The organism is Bradyrhizobium sp. WD16 (assembly GCF_024181725.1).
GTDB lineage: Bacteria > Pseudomonadota > Alphaproteobacteria > Rhizobiales > Xanthobacteraceae > Bradyrhizobium_A.
Window position 1 is genome coordinate 2367485 of the sequence record NZ_CP028908.1, and the last position, 16417, is coordinate 2383901.

General features: G+C 66.6%; 13 protein-coding genes. 4 read left to right on the forward strand and 9 right to left on the reverse strand.

Annotated features, from left to right (window positions below):
- Position 1: 1 nt before the first annotated feature.
- The 4 genes from DB459_RS10960 to DB459_RS10975 are packed head-to-tail and all read right to left on the reverse strand — an operon-like array spanning position 2 to position 4065.
- Entirely contained in the window at positions 2–1180 is a 1179-nt protein-coding gene (locus DB459_RS10960) for an acyl-CoA dehydrogenase family protein (protein ID WP_253712868.1), read from the reverse strand.
- Positions 1174–1965, reverse strand: a complete 792-nt coding sequence (locus DB459_RS10965) for an ABC transporter ATP-binding protein (protein WP_253712869.1) — start codon at positions 1963–1965, stop codon at positions 1174–1176. The genes DB459_RS10960 and DB459_RS10965 overlap by 7 nt, the downstream gene beginning before the upstream one ends.
- Complete coding sequence (locus DB459_RS10970) at positions 1959–2984, reverse strand: ABC transporter permease (RefSeq protein ID WP_253712870.1); 1026 nt, start codon at positions 2982–2984, stop codon at positions 1959–1961. The genes DB459_RS10965 and DB459_RS10970 overlap by 7 nt, the downstream gene beginning before the upstream one ends.
- Complete coding sequence (locus tag DB459_RS10975; protein ID WP_253712871.1) at positions 2962–4065, reverse strand: ABC transporter substrate-binding protein; 1104 nt, start codon at positions 4063–4065, stop codon at positions 2962–2964. Before DB459_RS10975 ends, DB459_RS10970 begins: the two co-directional genes overlap by 23 nt.
- Before the next feature lie 472 nt (positions 4066–4537).
- On the opposite strand from DB459_RS10975, the gene DB459_RS10980 reads away from it, so the two are divergent.
- On the forward strand, positions 4538–5557 hold the full coding sequence (locus DB459_RS10980; protein WP_253712872.1) for an ABC transporter substrate-binding protein: 1020 nt from the start codon (positions 4538–4540) through the stop codon (positions 5555–5557).
- A 22-nt stretch (positions 5558–5579) separates the two neighbouring features.
- Here the strand turns inward: DB459_RS10980 and upp are convergent, their stop codons facing one another.
- The 3 genes from upp to DB459_RS10995 all read right to left on the reverse strand — a co-directional run bounded on the left by upp (position 5580) and on the right by DB459_RS10995 (position 11201).
- Positions 5580–6212 carry a uracil phosphoribosyltransferase gene (upp, locus tag DB459_RS10985; protein WP_253712873.1) on the reverse strand — a complete coding sequence of 211 codons (633 nt, stop codon included), beginning with the start codon at positions 6210–6212 and terminating at the stop codon, positions 5580–5582.
- 183 nt (positions 6213–6395) lie between these two features.
- Entirely contained in the window at positions 6396–7613 is a 1218-nt protein-coding gene (locus DB459_RS10990; RefSeq protein ID WP_253712874.1) for an MFS transporter, read from the reverse strand.
- Between the two features lie 123 nt (positions 7614–7736).
- Positions 7737–11201 carry an indolepyruvate ferredoxin oxidoreductase family protein gene (locus DB459_RS10995; RefSeq protein WP_253712875.1) on the reverse strand — a complete coding sequence of 1155 codons (3465 nt, stop codon included), beginning with the start codon at positions 11199–11201 and terminating at the stop codon, positions 7737–7739.
- Positions 11202–11471: 270 nt separating this feature from the next.
- Between DB459_RS10995 and DB459_RS11000 the strand changes: the two genes are divergently transcribed.
- From DB459_RS11000 to DB459_RS11010, 3 genes are all read left to right on the forward strand, one after another.
- Positions 11472–11885 (forward strand): DUF3830 family protein, encoded by a 414-nt coding sequence (locus tag DB459_RS11000; RefSeq protein WP_253712876.1) that lies wholly within the window; start codon positions 11472–11474, stop codon positions 11883–11885.
- A 270-nt stretch (positions 11886–12155) separates the two neighbouring features.
- On the forward strand, positions 12156–13367 hold the full coding sequence (locus DB459_RS11005) for a molybdopterin-dependent oxidoreductase (protein ID WP_253712877.1): 1212 nt from the start codon (positions 12156–12158) through the stop codon (positions 13365–13367).
- A gap of 9 nt (positions 13368–13376) precedes the next feature.
- A complete protein-coding gene (locus DB459_RS11010) occupies positions 13377–13685 on the forward strand; it encodes a cytochrome c (protein WP_253712878.1) in 309 nt (102 codons plus the stop codon).
- Between the two features lie 63 nt (positions 13686–13748).
- Here the strand turns inward: DB459_RS11010 and DB459_RS11015 are convergent, their stop codons facing one another.
- On the reverse strand, positions 13749–14555 hold the full coding sequence (locus DB459_RS11015) for a sugar phosphate isomerase/epimerase (protein ID WP_253712879.1): 807 nt from the start codon (positions 14553–14555) through the stop codon (positions 13749–13751).
- 226 nt (positions 14556–14781) lie between these two features.
- Positions 14782–16158 (reverse strand): MFS transporter, encoded by a 1377-nt coding sequence (locus DB459_RS11020; protein WP_253712880.1) that lies wholly within the window; start codon positions 16156–16158, stop codon positions 14782–14784.
- Between the last annotated feature and the right edge of the window lie 259 nt (positions 16159–16417).

The window sequence follows — 16417 nt, forward strand, 5'->3', positions numbered from 1 at the left end:
CTCATCGCCCCAGCGCCAGGCGCCCGGCGCCGATCCGGATGGCGTCGTCCTGCGGTGCATGAACTCGGCCGCACAGCACGTCGCGAAAGTGGCGCTCAAGCGGATTGGCGCGGGAGAGGCCATGATTGCCGGTCAGGGTGAGAGCGGTCTCGATCGCGGCGACAGCGTTGTTGGTGACCGCGAGCTTGACGATGTTGGCCGCGGCGGGGTCGGCGCTCGTCCCCGCATCGATTTCTCCGGCAAGGCTGCCGAGCAGCCGACCGTTGATCGTCAGCCGCGTCTCGATCTCTCCAACATGCTCCTGTGCTCTCGGTAACGTCGCGAGCGGTGCGCCGAGGCTGGACGGCGCGCGCCGGTTCAGGAAGCCCGTCAGCCAGTCGCGCGCGGCGCGCGCGATGCCGTCATAGATCGCGCCGAGCAGCAAGGCATGCACGGCCGTCATCAAGGGATCGGCCGGCAGCCAGGAGTCGGGTCGCCGCAGTTCAACCTCATGATCGGCCGGGATGTCGACATCCTCGAAAATGACATCATGGCTGCCGCTGGCGCGCAGCCCGAGGTGATTCCAGGTCTCGACAATGCGTGCCCCCGCCGCGCCTGCGGGCACGAGGAACTGGCCGGTGCGGGGCATCTCCTCGTCGGTCCGCGCCCAGACCAGGTACCAGTCCAGGATCGGAGCGCCGGTGCAATAGATCTTGTGTCCGTTCAGGCGCCAGCCGGTCGACGTGCGCCGCGCCACGGTGGCCGGCAGCCCGCCTCGCGACGGCGAGCCGAGATCGGGTTCGACCCGCAGCGCATTGACGAGGCCACGGCCGTCGACCGCCTCGCGCGCGAGCCGCCGCGCCAGGTGCGCCGGGTAACGCTCGCCGGCCGCGATGAGCAGGTGCTGGATGTAATGCATCGTCAGTACCAGCGCGGTGGAGGGATCGGCCTGGGCGATGACGCCGATCACCTCCGCGGCTTCCCGTGCCGCGGCGCCGGTGCCGCCTAGAGGCGCAGGCACGGTGAGGGCGAGCAGGCCTGCGCCAGCGAGTTCGGCAAAATTGGCGAAGGGGAAGCTGCCGTCGCGGTCATGTTCGGCGGCGCGAGCGGCGAAATTGACCGCGAGGCGCCGTGCGATGTCGACCGCGCCTGGCGTCTCGCCGGAGCGCTGCAGAGATTTGACCAGATAAGGTGTTACCATGTGGAGTCGGCTCCGAGCAGGGCGAGGATCTGGTGACGCAGTTCGACCAGGGCGGGGTCGCCGCGATGGCGGGGATAGGGCCGGTCGACCGAGAGGTCGGCCTTGATCCGTGCCGGGCGCTCGCTGAAGACGATGACGCGATTGGCGAGGAATACGGCCTCCTCGACATCATGGGTGACGAGCAGTGTCGTGAAGCCGGAGCGTTGCCACAAGCTCAGGATCTCGGTCTGCATGGTCAGGCGCGTCAGCGAGTCGAGCTTGCCGAGCGGTTCGTCGAGGATCAGGATCTTCGGATCGTTCACCAGGGCGCGGGCGAGGGCAACGCGCTGGGCCATGCCGCCGGAGAGCTGATGGGGGTAGGCATTTCGGAAGCCCGACAATCCGACGAGATCGAGCGCCGCATCGATCCGACCGCGCTCCCGCTTGAGAATGCCCCGGGCTTCGAGGCCGAGCGCCACATTTTGTCCGACCGTGCGCCAGGGAAACAGCGTTGGATCCTGGAATACGACGACGCGGGAGGGGAATGGTCTCGTGATTGGTTCGCCGTCCTCGCGCAGCGCGCCGACGCGCGGCGGTTCGAGGCCGGCGATGAGCCGCAGCAAGGTCGACTTGCCGCAGCCCGAAGGCCCGAGCAGTGCGACGAATTCACCGGGGGTGACGCGGAAGGAGACATCGTCGAGCACGGGCAGGGCCTGCCCGTCGATGTCGAAGGCGTGGCTGATGCCCTCGACGTCGAGCGCGGCGCCGGCGCGGCCGGGGTCCTGGGCGATCGCAAGCGCTACCATTTGACCACCCCCTTCTGCCAGGTGAGGACGCGGTCGCGGATACGGAACAACAGGGTGATGGCGCCGGAGCAGAGCAGCGACATCACGATCAGCGCCGCATACATATTGGAATAGGAGGCCCAGCCCTGAGCCCATTGCAGGTACCAGCCGAGGCCGGATTTGACGCCGATCATCTCCGCCACCACCAGCACGGCGAAGGAGGAGCCGAGCCCCATGAAGAGGCCGACGAAAACATGCGGCAGTGCCGCTGGAATTGCCACCCGCGCAACCAGGAACCACGGTTTTGCGCCGAGGGTGCGGGCGACGTCGTAGTAGGCGCTGCTGACGCTGGCGACGCCCGACCAAGTCAGCACGGTCACCGGAAAGCCGGTCGCCAGCGCAATCAGGAAGGTGCTGGCGCTCCAGCTCGAGGGGAACGTGAAGAAGGCGATCGGCAGCCAGGCCGTCGCCGGCAGCGGACCGATGAAGCGCAGCAATGGGTGAACCCAGTAGCCCACTGCGCGCGACCAGCCGATCGAGACTCCGGTGACGAAGCCGATCGCGGCGCCGATCAGGTAGCCGCCGAGCTGCAGCTTCACCGAGGCAAAGGCGCTGCCGAGCAGCTTCGGCAGATCGTCGGTATAGACCTCGACGATGCCCTGCGGCGGCGGAAAGAATGGCTGCGGCAGCCAGGCGAATTTCGCCGTGGCGATTTCCCATACCGTCAGGAAGAGCCCGAGCGCAGCGAGCCAGGGCAGCCGCGGCGTCAGCACGGCGTCGAGGCGGCCGGAAAGTCGGGCGCTCGCTGCCGCGATCGGGATCGCCGTGGCGATGACCAGGGCGGCGAAGGCAACCGCTGCTGTCCGCGGCCAGTCGGCGACATCGTCCCAATAGAGGCCGGTGACACCGAACGCGGCCCAGGCCGCGCTGGCGATGACAGCCGGGGTGGCGCGACGAATGACGCCCAGCGCCGCCGCGGAAGGCGCGAGCGTGGCGCCGCCGATGACGAGCCCGGTATCAGACGCCGAAGAGATCGACATAGATGCGCTCCGCGAATTTCGTCGTATCGGTCGATGGCTTGAACACCGAGACGAGCTTCAGGTCGTCGGCATAGGACTTCAGCTCCTGCTTGAGCGCGGCGCCGACCGGGTGGTGGTGGTGGGTATGATAGCGCGCCATGCCGGCGAGATCGTCGAGGCTCGCGGTCTTCGGCGCATAGGGCTGGAAGGACTGGGCCGCCTTGTCCGGATTTTGCGCGGTGAACATTGCGGCGTCGAGCAGAGCCTGGGTCAGCGCCCGCGCTACGTCGGGCTCCTCGCGCACCAGCGCGCCGCGCAGGCCGACGATGCAGCAGGTCCGCTCGCGATACTCGCCGTCGAGATTGGAGGCGACTTCCTTATAGGCCGGGTCCTTCAGCCACAGATAGGCGATCGGATCGGACGCCAGGAAGGCCTGGACCTCTCCTTTCTCGACCGCGAGTTGCAGCAGATTGCCGGGATAGGCCCGCCAGTCCACCGCCGTATTGGGATCGATGCCCAGCTTGGCGAGCTGGATCGAGAAGAAATTCTTGTCGGGGCCGGCGAGGTCGCCGACGGCGACGATCTTGCCCTTGAGGTCGGTGAGCTTGTCGACGCCGGAGCCGACCCGGCTCAACACTCGCATGCAGCCGCCATGGGTCCCCGCCGCGATCTTGACGTCGAAGCCCTGCTCCAGCGGCTTCAGCCATCGTAGCGCCATGCCGAGGCCGGCGTCCGATTTGCCGGTGGCGATCGCCTCGAGCAGCTGGTCGGTCGAGCCGGAGTAATTCACCAGCTCGACGTCCAGATTGTGCTTCTCGAAAATCTTGTTGTCGATGGCGACCGGCACCGGCGCGAGGCACACGGCACCGGCGTTCCACGATAGCTTCAGCTTGCGCGGCGTGCTGCCCGGAGCCACCGCCGTCGCTGCCGTCCGGCAGATCGGAAACTGTGAAAAATCGACCAGCGACGATGCGGTTCCGAGCGGGAATGCCTGGGCCCCAATGACGCCGAGTGGAACGGCGGCGGCCGCCGCCGCGCCGGCGCGCAGCAACTGTCGGCGGTCGATACCCGGTGATGTGGGGCGGAGAATGTCGTTGCGCATGAAAGGCTCCTGCAGGCGGGCAAAAAAACGGCAAAGCTCCGCCGCTGCCGCAGCGTGCGTCGCCGCGGCCTCGCCATTGCGGGGGCATTGCAGGTAATCAGATTCTCGGTCGCGGTTGCGCGACGAATGGCGTCGCCGAGCCGATGCGCCGATGATGCGGGGCAGCATGAGAATCGTCAATAAAATGGAATTTTGAATGTGACGCGGTCGGGAGAGTTATCGCCTCTGCGTCGTGCGGCGGGCGCGTGTTTTGTTCGCGGCGCAATTCACGTCTTCGTCACGCGACGCGCCCCGATCGATCGGGACTGCGGCGGCGCAAAGCCCTCATCGAGCGAAACGTTTTCTGATCGCGGTGCTGCGCGGTGGCTTCGTTGTCTGCAAGCGGCGAACTTCGGTCAGCCATTTCATTGACCGTCGCCGATTTCAACTTACGCTTGGCCGGACGCATCCATCGCGTCACGGAGCTTCATTCATGTTTTCAGCGCGCGCTCTCGCCCGCTTCCTGTCGGCATCGTTCCAGACCCTCGCGCAGGCGTTTCGGCCCGGCCGGTGCGGCACGGCCGCCGCCGCTCTCGCGCTCGGCTGCGCGTTGCATGGTGCTGCTGTCGCCGCCGATCAGGTCGTGCTGCGGATCGGCGATCAGAAGGGTGGCAACCGCTCGCTCCTGGAGATCTCGGGTGTCGCGAAGGATCAGCCGTACCGGATCGAATGGTCCGAATTTCCGGCGGCGGCGCCCATTCTCGAAGCCATCAATGCCGGTGCTCTCGATGTCGGCTATACCGGCGATCTGTCGTTCCTCACGGTCTACGCCGCCGGCGCACCGATCAAGGCGATCGGCGGCACGCGGTCGAATCCGAAGTCTCAGGCGGTCCTGGTGCGCCAGGATTCAACAATCGGATCGGCAGCCGATCTCAAGGGCAAGCGGATCGCCGGAACGCGCGGCGGCTGGGGCCAGTTCCTAGTCGACGCGACGCTGGAGAAAGCGGGCCTCGAGCTTGATGAGGCGACGTTCGTGCCTCTCGGCCCGGTGGATGCCAAGATTGCGCTGCTCGCGGGTTCGGTTGACGCCTGGGCGGTGTGGGAGCCCTACATCTCCTATGCCGAACTCAAGGACGGTGCCCGCGTCATCGGCGACGGTGCGGGCCTCACCCCGACTGTCGTCTTCGTCGTCGCCTCCGATCAGGCGATCGCGACCAAGCGCGCCGCAGTGCAGGATTTCCTGCAGCGGCTCGACCGCGCCCGGCTGTGGTCGCTCGACCATCTCGACGTTTACGCCAGGAGCACGGCGGAGCTGACCAGGCTGCCGGAAGACGTGCTGCGCCGCGCCTACGAGGCGCAGCGCACCAGCCCGATCCCGATCGATGACGCGGTCGTCCGCGAGGTCCAGGCCGCCGCCGATCGCGCCGTGCGCTACGGCATCCTCGGCAAGCCGGTCGACGTCGCGAAGGCGGTCGATCGCAGCTTCACTTCGGCGCGGGCGGCGTCGAACTGACGGGGACAAGTGGTGGTCGTGGCTATTTGGTGCCGAACATCCGGTCGCCGGCGTCGCCGAGGCCGGGCACGATATAGCCGTGGTCATTGAGCTTCTCGTCGACCGCCGCGGTCCAGATCGGGATATCGGGATGCTCTGCCTGGAGCTGGGCGATGCCTTCGGGCGCTGCCAGCAAACAGACGAAGCGCAGGTCGCGGGCGCCGCGGGATTTCAGCAGCGAGGCGGCGGCGCAGGCGGAGTTGCCGGTCGCCAGCATCGGATCCATGAGGATGGTGGTCCGCTCGGGCAGGTCCTGCGGCGCCTTGAAGTAGTATTCGACGGCCTGCAGCGTTTCCGGATCGCGATAGATGCCGATGTGGGCGACCCGCGCCGAGGGCACCAGCGCCAGCATGCCATCGAGGAAGCCGACGCCGGCGCGCAGGATCGGGGCGAAGATCAGTTTCTTGCCGGCGATCTTCGGCGCCTGCATGGTCTGGAGCGGCGTTTCGATCTCGACCATCTCCAGAGGCAGGTCGCGGGTGATTTCATAGCACAACAGCATCCCGACCTCGTTGACGAGTTCGCGGAAGCTCTTGATCGAGCGTTCCTGCTCGCGCATCAAGGTGAGCTTGTGCTGGACCAGCGGATGATGAACGACGTGGACTTCTGCTGACATGACGGCTCCCGCGGGCGTCGGCATGCCAGTGCGAGATCGACAAGGCCGCCTCTGGTCCACGCCCCGATGGGCCGATTATCGTCCGCCGCCATGGCGATGACAACGCGCCCGCCGGCGCAGATGGCGGCAGCGGTCGACCAAGCTGTGGGCAATCCGGCGTCGGTGGCACAGCCGAATGCGGCTTCAGTCGTGCCTTGCCCGCGCCATCCACCAGTTGTAGCCGGCGCCGACGGCCATCAGCAGGCTGGTGGCGAGGAAGACCGCGCGCATGCCGACATGGCCGCCGACGAAGCCGCCGAGCACGGGGCCTGCGACCTGGCCGACATACTGCGCCGAGACGGAGTAGCCCAGCGCGCTGCCGGCGATATGATCGGGCACGCTGTGGCGAATGACGCTGGCGATGCACGGCAACAGCCCGCCGAGCGCCAGCCCCATCAGGAAGCGCAGCAGCACGAGCTGCCATGCGGCGGTGACGAAGGCCTGGGGAACGAGCAACAGGGCGGCGACCGCGATGGCGCCGATCAGCACGTTCCAGTGGCCGATGCGATCGGCGAATTCGCCGAGCCGCGACGCCGAGAGGATGCTGCCGAGCGCCGCCGCCGACATGGTGATGCCGGCAATCAGCGTCACGCGCGCTGGATCGACGAACTCGGCGACATAGATCGTGATGATCGGCTCGATCGACATATTGGCGAACATCAGCAGGAGGCCGGTCACCAGCATCGCTGCGAGCGGTCCCTTGTCGGGGATCGCCCCCCAGCCGCCTTTTGCCGCCGCCCGTGCCTTCACCGCGTGCTTCTCCTCCTTGATCAGGAAGCAGGTGGCGAGGAAGGCGAGAAAGATGACGAAGCCGGCGAGCCAGAATGTTGCGCGGATGCCGATCAGCGGCGGCAATGCGCCGCCGATCAGCGGGCCGGCCAGATTGCCGGCCATGATCCCGGACGACAGTGTGCCGATCGCCCATCCGGAGCGTGCCTTCGGCGTCTGGGTCGCCACCAGGATCATCGACCCCGAGGAATAGCCGCCGGCGAGCCCGACCAGGAGGCGCAGCAGCACCAGCTGCCACACGCTCTCCACCATGCCCATCAGCGACATGCAGATCGCCATGCCGAAGCTGGCGCGCACCAGCATCAGCTTGCGACCGTAACGGTCGCCGAGCCGGCCCCATAGCGGCGCCACCAGCGCGGCGGCGAAGAAGGCCGCGCCATAGGCGATGCCCGACCATTGCACGATGGCGGCAGCATCGGTCGCGCCGAGCTGTTCGACATACAGCGGCAGGAGCGGCAGCAGCAGGGTCATGGCGACGATCGTGGTGAAGGAGCCGATCAGGCACACGACGAGATTGCGTCGCCAATGGGTGTGCTCTTCGGTCGCCGCGGCGGCGGTTCCTTCCAGGGTCATCGCGATGAAAGTCCGGTGAGTAGGATCTCCCTCCTTAGGGGCTTTTCGCGATCGTTGGCACCCGTGCAGCGGGCATGGGGCTATGCGGGGCCCTGGCCGACAACCGGTCCCATCGCGGCGGCGTCACGCCGCGCGTTGGGTCGGCGCTTCCCGCGCAAGATCCGCCAGCATGGTGGCGACGCGCCGGCGCACCTCCGTTGCGGCGGCTTGCTTGACCGGGCCATAGCCGCAGATATCGAGCGCCGCGGCGGCGATCGGGGTGAGCTTCGCCGCGCCGTGATCCGGCAGCGCGGTGAGCAGGCGCGCGATCAGGTCCTCGTACCAGGCGATCAGTTCGCGCTCCATCCGTCGCTCGGCGGTACGGCCGAAAACGTCAAACACCGTGCCGCGCAGCACCTTCAGCCGCGCCAGCACCCGGAACGGCAGGCGCATCCAGCCGCCCAGCGCGATCTTGCGCGGCCGGCCGCGGCCGTCGCGGCCGAGCGGCAGCAGCGGTGGGGCGAGATGATAGCGCAGCTTGAAATCGCCTTCGAAGTTCCGGTGCAACTCATCGGCGAAGCTGGAGGCGAGATGCAGTCGGGCGACCTCGTATTCGTCCTTGTAGGCCATCAGGCGGAACAGGGCCCGTGCCGTCGCATCGGTGAGCGGCATCTCTTGTCCGCGCGTCCGCGATGCTTCCGCAGCCCGGACGCGGTCGACCGTGGCGCGATACCGGGCGGCCCAGGCGTCATTCTGGTAGTCGGCGAGAAAGGCCTGACGGCGGTCGATGATGTCGTCGAGCGTCTGCGGCGCCTTCCTGACGGATGGCACGCTCAGCGCCGACGGCTCGGCTACCGCCAGCCGACCAAGGGCGAAGGCCCCCTTATTGGCTCCGACCATGATGCCGTTGAGTTCGATCGCACGCTCCAGCGCGGTGAACGATACCGGTACGATGCCGCTCTGCCAGGCGGCCCCGAGCATGACGATATTGGCGTAGACGCCGTCGCCGCAGAGCCGCTCGGCGAGGGCGTTGGCATCGAGTGTCGTCAAACGACTCCCGCCGATGACGCGGGCGAGGGCGGCGAGGCGTTCATCGACAGCGAGGCTGGCATCGCGTCGCCGCACGACGTCGCCGGTCGGCATCTCGGCGGTGTTGATCACCGCGGCCATGCCGGGACGATAGGCGGCCGAGGCCTTGGGCGAGGATGAGACCACGACATCGCAGCCGATCAGGGCGTCGGCCGCCCCCTCGTCGATCCGCACCTGGTTGATGGCGGCCGGCGTTTCGGCGAGGCGCAGATAGCTCAACACCGGGCCGAACTTCTGGGCGAAGCCCATGAAGTCGAGCACGCTCGCACCCTTGCCGTCGAGATGCGCCGCCATGGCGATCAAGGCGCCGACGGTGATGACGCCGGTGCCGCCGACGCCGGTGACGAGGAGGTTGAAAGGCGTTGCCAGCGAGGGCAATGCCGGTTCGGGCAGCGCCGCGGCACGAGCCAGGAAGCCCTGCAGATCTGCGGCATGGCGGCGCCGTCGGCCGCCTTCCACCGTGACGAAGCTCGGGCAGAAGCCGTCGATGCAGGAGAAGTCCTTGTTGCAGTTGGACAGATTGATCCGGCGTTTGCGCCCGAGCGCGGTCTCGACCGGTTCGACACTGAGGCAGTTGGATGCCGTCGAGCAGTCGCCGCAGCCTTCGCAGACGAGGTCGTTGATGACGACAAAGCGGGGCGGATCGACGATCTGGCTGCGCTTGCGGCGGCGCCGTTTTTCGGTGGCGCAGGTCTGCTCGTAAATCAATATGGTGACGCCCGGAACATCGCGCAGTTCGCGCTGCACTGCGTCCAGCATGCCGCGATGATGCAGCGTCACCCCTGGCGGGAAATCGCCGGGCGAGAATTTCGCCGGATCGTCGGAGACCAGGGCGATGCGGTCGACGCCTTCGGCCCGCACCGAATGGGCGATCGCCTGGACGCTGATCGGGCCGTCGACCGGCTGCCCGCCGGTCATCGCCACCGCATCGTTGAACAGGATCTTGTAGGTGATGTTGGCCTTGGCGGCGATGGCCTGGCGGATCGCCATGGAGCCGGAGTGATAATAGGTGCCTTCGCCGAGGTTCTGGAAGATGTGCGTCTGGCCCGTGAAGTGTGACGCCGCTACCCAGTTCACGCCCTCGCCGCCCATCTGAATCAGCGACGAGGTGTCACGGTCCATCCAGCTTGCCATGAAATGACAGCCGATGCCGGCGAGTGCCCTGGAGCCTTCGGGCACCTTGGTCGACGTGTTGTGCGGACAGCCGGAGCAGAAATAGGGCGTCCGGGTGGCACCCGGAACCTCGATGATCCGCGCCGGTGCCGGCGCGAGCGCCGCAGCCCGGGCCGGCAGCTTCAATTCGGGAAAGAAGGCATCGAGCCGCGCGGCGACGATGGGCGCCAGAAGGCGTGGCGACAATTCGCCGATCCAGGGAATGAGATCGGCGCCGTATTCATCGGTCTTGCCGACCATGCGCTCGGGCTTGGAGCCGGGAAAGTCGTAGAAATATTCCTTGAGCTGGCTTTCGACGATGCCGCGCTTTTCCTCGATCACCAGCACCTCCTGCTTGCCCTGGATGAAGGCGAGGGTGTCTCGCACGGCAAGCGGCCAGACCATGCCGATCTTGTAGATGTCGATGCCGAAGGACCGGCAGGCGGCTTCATCGAGGCCGAGCAGGCGTAGAGCTTCCATCAGATCGAGATGCGCCTTGCCGGTGGTGACGATGCCGTAGTGCGCCTCGCCGACCTCATAGATGTGGCGGTCGATGGGATTGGCCTCGACGAAAGCCTCGACCGCACGCTTCTTCGCCGCCATGCGCGCCTCGATCTGCGGTCCCGGGAGGTCGGGCCAGCGGTAGTGGAGACCGCCGGGCGGCAGCACGAAATCGGGCGTTGCGAACGAACGGGGCGGCGTCAAATCGATCGAGCCGCCGGACTCGACTGTCTCCGAAATCGCCTTGAAGCCGACCCACATGCCGGAGAAGCGCGACAGCGCATAGCCGTATTCGCCGAAGGCGAGATATTCGCTGACGCTGGCCGGGTTGAGCGTCGGCATGAAGCAGCTCATGAATGCGACGTCGGACTGGTGCGGCATCGACGACGACACGCAGCCGTGATCGTCGCCCGCGACCACAAGCACGCCGCCATGAGGCGAAGTGCCATAGGCGTTGCCGTGTTTGAGCGCGTCGCCGGCGCGGTCGACGCCGGGGCCCTTGCCGTACCACAGGCCGAAGACGCCCTCGACGGTGCGGGCCGGGCTGGTCTCGACCTGCTGGCTGCCGAGCACGGCGGTGGCGGCGAGGTCCTCGTTGACCGCCGGCATGAAGGTGATGCCGAGTTCGTCCAGCAGCGGCCTGGCGCGCCAGAGTTCGAGGTCGACGCTGCCGAGCGGCGAGCCGCGATAGCCGGAGATGAAACCCGCGGTCCTGAGCCCGGCCGCGCGGTCGCGCCGCGCCTGGTCGAAGGCGATCCGGGCGATGGCTTGCGTTCCGGTGAGGAAGATCCGGCCGCTCGTCCGGATGTAGCGATCCTCGAGCCGGTAATCGTCGGCCAACGGGGGCCGGGATAGCGTCTGGTCCATCGCCAGCTTCTCCGCGCGCGGCCGTCGGGTTGCGGCCGTCCTGGGCGAGTCTAGCTGCGGCCGCTGGGGGTGCTTTTCAAATGCGGGGGGCTGGTGCTGGTGCCGTGCAAGGCTTTTTCACCGCACCGCCTGATGCGAAAATTCCTGCCACGATGGAGAGTTGACCATTCCGGGGTCCGGCGATGCACGCTCGCCGATTGCCTTCCTTACCGCATTGCGGCAGGTTGCGCCGGACCAACAACTTCCAACCTGACGAGAGCAAAGACCGATATGAGCCAGCTGGTGATCCGCGCCGGAGACTTCCACTTCAACGCCCGTTTCGAGGAGCAGCTGGCGCCGAAAACCGTAGCCGCCTTCCGCAAGGCCATGCCGTTCGAGAGCCACATGATCCATGTGCGCTGGAGCGGCGAGGGCGTGTGGCTGCCGCTCGGCGATCTCGACTTCGGCGTTGGCTACGAAAACCACACCAGCTACCCGGCGCCCGGGCAGATCATTCTCTATCCGGGCGGGATCAGCGAGACCGAGATCCTGCTGGCCTATGGCGGCGTCCATTTTGCCAGCAAGATGGGCCAGCTCGCCGGCAACCACTTCATAACCCTGACCTCGGGTCTGGAGCGGCTGCCCGAACTCGGCAAGCAGGTGCTGTGGAAGGGCGCCCTGCCGGTCCGGTTCGAGGAGCTGTGATCCCCTGATCTCCTGAGGAGGCTGCGCAGCAGCCGCCTCGACGGACTGAGGCGTCATGGTTCGAGGTCGTGCGGCAGTGCCGCATGCCTCGCCTTGAGTTGCCCACGAATGCTGCGTAGCAGCGTGGCGACGACTTGCAGTCGTGCAGCCGGTACGTCATCCTCCCTCCCGATCTGGCGCGTGTCCGATCGCCGTCCGCGCAACGGCCGGCGACCCACGCGACACGCTCCGACCTCATTGGAGGCGGAGCAACGGTGAGGGAGTGCATCCGTGATCGACCGTCGCTGCCTCTTGCGGCGGACCGGCGCCTTTCTGGCCGCCGGCTCCGCCCTGTCCGCTTCATCCCGCCTTGCCTTTGCCGCCGATAGCGTGACGTTGCCGATCGGCAACGGCGAGCGGCCGATGGTGAAGTATCCGCAGAAGCGCCCGCTGATCCGGCTGACGAGCCGGCCGCCCCAGCTCGAGACGCCGTTCTCGGTCTATGCCGAGGGGCCGATCACGCCCAGCGACGCCTTCTTTGTGCGCTACCATCTGTCGGACATTCCATATGGTCTCGATCCGGGCAAATTCACGCTCGAGGTGAAAGGCAAGGTTGACCGGCTGCTGCGACTGTCGCTCGCCGAGCTCCGTAGACTGCCGGCGGTCGAACTGATCGCGGTCAACCAATGCTCCGGCAACAGCCGCGGCTTCTTCGAGCCGCGCGTCGCCGGCGGGCAGCTTGCCAATGGAGCGCTCGGTAATGCGCGCTGGCGCGGCGTGCCATTGAAGACGGTGCTCGACAACGCCGGCGTCCAGGCCGGCGCAAGGCAGGTCACCTTCAACGGCATGGATGGTCCGGCCAGTGACAAGACGCCTGATTTCATCAAGGCGCTGGATATCGATCATGCGAGGGACGGCGAAGTTATGCTCGCCTGGGCGATGAATGGCGAGGCGCTGCCGTTCCTCAACGGCTTTCCGCTGCGTCTGGTGGTGCCGGGCTATTACGGCACCTACTGGGTCAAGCATCTCAACGAGATCACCGTCATCGACAACGTCTATGACGGCTTCTGGATGAAGACCGCCTACCGGATTCCGGATAACGACTGTGCCTGCGTCGAGCCGGGCTCGGCGCCAAAGGCGACCATTCCGATCAATCGCTTCAACACGCGCTCCTTCATCACCAGCCTCGCTGATGGCGCCAGGGTCAAGGCGGGCCGGACGATCACGGTCAAAGGTTTCGCGTTCGACGGCGGCAAGGGTATCAAGGAGGTCGAGCTCTCAATCGATGGCGGCAGGAGTTGGCAGCCGGCGAGGCTCGGCAAGGATCTCGGCAGATATTCGTTCCGCGAATGGCAGCTGCCGGTGACGCTTGCCGCGGGAACGCACGAATTGAAGGTGCGGGCCATCAACAATGCCGGTGCGACCCAGCCGGCCGCCGCGAACTGGAATCCGGCGGGTTACATGCGCAACGTCGTCGAAACCACCACCGTCACCGCGGCCTGAGGCATCGCCATGAAACGTCTGATGATCCTGTCGGGCCTGGCGCTGCTCGCCGGCATTGCCGCGCTGCAGGCCAATCCCGTCAATTACAAGCTCCCCAGGGAGACTGCCGCCTTCAAGCCCGGCAGCAATGTTGAGGTGGTCCAGGCCAATTGCAGCGCCTGCCATTCGGCGGACTACATTGCCACCCAGCCGCGGGGGCCGAAATTCAAGAAAGAGTTCTGGCGGGCCGAGGTCGCCAAGATGATCAAGGTCTATGGCGCCCAGATCGATGAGGCGGATGTCGGCAAGATCGCCGATTATCTGGCGGAGAACTACTGAAAGCCGTCGCTTCCCGGGGGCGATCTCGAGGCGCGGCCTGCTGCTCCTTGCTTATCCCCTGGCTCACCCCTCGCCGAGCAGCCGTCGGGCGCCTGCGATGACCCGGCGGGCAACGGCTTCGGCGCCCTCGCTGCGGGTGAGGGCCTCCATCGGGACTTCGAGCGCCACCGGAATGCCGGCCGGCATGTGGCGCAGCACACCAGCGATGTCGAGCCCGCCATCGCCGGGTGGCAGGCGTTCGGCTCGCGCGGTATGCAGCATGGCGTCCAGCGACCCTTCGCGCCCAGCGGCGGCATCGCAGGCATGGACCATCGGCAGCCACGCCGGCGGAATGCCGTCGAGATCGGCAAGCGGACTGCCGGTGCGATCCATATGCAGGGTATCGACGAGGATACCAACATTGGCGCGGCCGGCGGCGGCCACCACCTCGCGCGCTGCGGCGAGCGAGGCGACCGGGGTCCAGGCGAAGAATTCCATCAGGGCGGTGATGCCGTAAGGCGCTGCGCAGTCGGCGAGCGCGGCGAGATGGCCGGCGAGCGCGCTCCGGTCGGAATCATACGGAGCGCTGATCACATAGCGGGCGCCGAGTTCGGCGCCGGCGGCGAGCATCGGTTCGAAGCGTCTGGCGTCGAACCCGGGGGCGAGGCGGACGAATTCGATGTCGAGCACACCAACGCCGGTATCGGCGAGGCGCCGCTTCGTCTCGCGCAACGCCGCCGGATCGTTCATCAAGGGATAGCCGGGCGTCTCCGTTGTCACCGCGACAAGGCGCAGGCCGACAAATCGGTAGCCGCACCGTGAAGCGACATCCACCATTTGAGGCGGCGCCAGCGACAGCACGGTGAGATGGGCGAGGGAGAAGTCGGTCATCTTGACCTGGTACCCTGTTTCCGAACTGAAATGAGCGTCAGATCCGCCGTACTAGTGTGGCGTCTCGCAATTGCCTATGCCCTTTGCGGCAAGCCCCTGTAGGCAATTGCGAGACATAAGCCACACTAGCACTTTGATTTTGCTAGTGTCCTTATGTCTCCGAATGACCGTGCGAGCATGAGGCAAGTGGAGCGGTAATTCGGAGACAGGACACTAGCTCTTTATCCTACTTGGCGACGAGGCGCAGGAAGCTCATGACCGCGCCGGTGACTGCAAAGCCGACGCCGAGCGCCAGCGCCACCGTCGGCCCCTGGATTTCGAACAGGGCGAAGCACAGCGCCGCCAGCGCGGCGCCGATGGTCTGCCCGGTAAGTCGCGCGGTCGCGACGATGCCGCTGGCGCCGCCGCTGCGGTCCGGCGGCGCGCTGGTCATGATCGCCTTCATGTTCGGCGACTGGAAGAAGCCGAAACCGAAGCCGCAGACACAGATGCGCCAGATGATGTCGGCGGTCGCGGGCTGGCCCGGCAGGCTTGCCAGCAATGCCATGCCGATGCCGAGCACGATGAGGCCGATGCCGCCGAGAATGCCGGCGGGAAAATGATTGGATAGTCGTCCGGCGATCGGCGCCATGATGCCCACCACCACCGACCAGGGCGTGATCAGGAAGCCGGTGGCGACCGCCGACAGACCGAGATTGTGCTCGAAGAAGAAGGGCAGCGCGACGAAGGCGAGGCCCTGGGTGGCGAAGGAGCACATGGCCGTGGCCGCCGACAAGGCGAACAGCGGCCGCCGGAACAGGTCGAACGGCAGCATCGGCGCCGGATGGTCGGCCTGGCGGCGAACCAGCAGCACGCCGAGAATCAGCCCGGCGATGAATTCGACGGCGGCAACCACGGTGTTGCCGTGATGGGCGGCGCTGCCGACGGCGGTGATGAGAAGGCCGAGGCAGCCCGAAGTGAGCAGCGCGCCGGGGATGTCGAAGCGATGGCTGGCGGTCGGGGTTTTCGGCAGGGTCTTGAGCCCGGCGACCGCTGCGGCGATGCCGAACGGCACATTGACCCCGAACAGCCAGGTCCAGGGTCCGACCGACAGCAGACCGGAGGCAACCGTCGGTCCGACGGAAAAGGCGGTGGCGACCACCAGCGCATTCATGCCGAAGCCGTGGCCGTGCAGTCGGCGCGGATAGGCGAAACGCACCAGCGCGGTATTGACACTCATGATGCCGCTGGCGCCGAGGCCCTGCAGCGCCCGGGCGACCAGCAGTGTGGGCAGCGACCAGGCGAAGGCGCACAGCAGCGAGGCAAGGGTGAACAGCACGAGGCCACCGAGGTAGATGCGCTGGTGGCCGATGATCTCGCCGAAGGCGGCGAGCGGCAGCAGCGTCGCGACGAGGGCGATCTGGTAGATGTTGACCACCCAGACGACGTCGGCGGGGCTGACGGCGAGATCGGCGGCGATCGCGGGCAGCGCCACATTGGCGATGGCGGTGTCGAGCGAGGCCATGGCCACGGCGATGAAGATGGTGAGAACCGCCCAGCGCCGCCGCTCCGGTGGCAGGCCATCGAACTCGCTTATCAAAGGTGATGTGCTACGGGCGTCCATCGCTCAGGTCAGTCCAGTCGATCTAGTGTGGCGTCTCGCAATTGCCTACCGCCTTCGCGGCACCCCTCTCGTAGGCAATTGCGAGACATAAGCCACACGAGCACTTTGATTTTGCTAGTGTCCCTATGTCTCCGAATGACCGTGCGAGCGTGAGGCAAACGAAGCGGTAATTCGGAGACGGGACACTAGTGTCCCGATTCCAACGTTCGTATCCCATTGCAGCAGGCGCTCATACCAACGTTGGAAGCAAGGGGACACT

Excerpts from the sequence above, each read along its gene's own strand:
- DB459_RS10960 (WP_253712868.1), bottom strand. The coding sequence starts at position 1,180 with ATGGTAACACCTTATCTGGTCAAATCTCTGCAGCGCTCCGGCGAGACG.
- DB459_RS10965 (WP_253712869.1), bottom strand. The coding sequence starts at position 1,965 with ATGGTAGCGCTTGCGATCGCCCAGGACCCCGGCCGCGCCGGCGCCGCG.
- DB459_RS10970 (WP_253712870.1), bottom strand. The coding sequence starts at position 2,984 with ATGTCGATCTCTTCGGCGTCTGATACCGGGCTCGTCATCGGCGGCGCC.
- DB459_RS10975 (WP_253712871.1), bottom strand. The coding sequence starts at position 4,065 with ATGCGCAACGACATTCTCCGCCCCACATCACCGGGTATCGACCGCCGA.
- DB459_RS10980 (WP_253712872.1), top strand. The coding sequence starts at position 4,538 with ATGTTTTCAGCGCGCGCTCTCGCCCGCTTCCTGTCGGCATCGTTCCAG.
- upp (WP_253712873.1), bottom strand. The coding sequence starts at position 6,212 with ATGTCAGCAGAAGTCCACGTCGTTCATCATCCGCTGGTCCAGCACAAG.
- DB459_RS10990 (WP_253712874.1), bottom strand. The coding sequence starts at position 7,613 with ATGACCCTGGAAGGAACCGCCGCCGCGGCGACCGAAGAGCACACCCAT.
- DB459_RS10995 (WP_253712875.1), bottom strand. The coding sequence starts at position 11,201 with ATGGACCAGACGCTATCCCGGCCCCCGTTGGCCGACGATTACCGGCTC.
- DB459_RS11000 (WP_253712876.1), top strand. The coding sequence starts at position 11,472 with ATGAGCCAGCTGGTGATCCGCGCCGGAGACTTCCACTTCAACGCCCGT.
- DB459_RS11010 (WP_253712878.1), top strand. The coding sequence starts at position 13,377 with ATGAAACGTCTGATGATCCTGTCGGGCCTGGCGCTGCTCGCCGGCATT.
- DB459_RS11015 (WP_253712879.1), bottom strand. The coding sequence starts at position 14,555 with ATGACCGACTTCTCCCTCGCCCATCTCACCGTGCTGTCGCTGGCGCCG.
- DB459_RS11020 (WP_253712880.1), bottom strand. The coding sequence starts at position 16,158 with ATGGACGCCCGTAGCACATCACCTTTGATAAGCGAGTTCGATGGCCTG.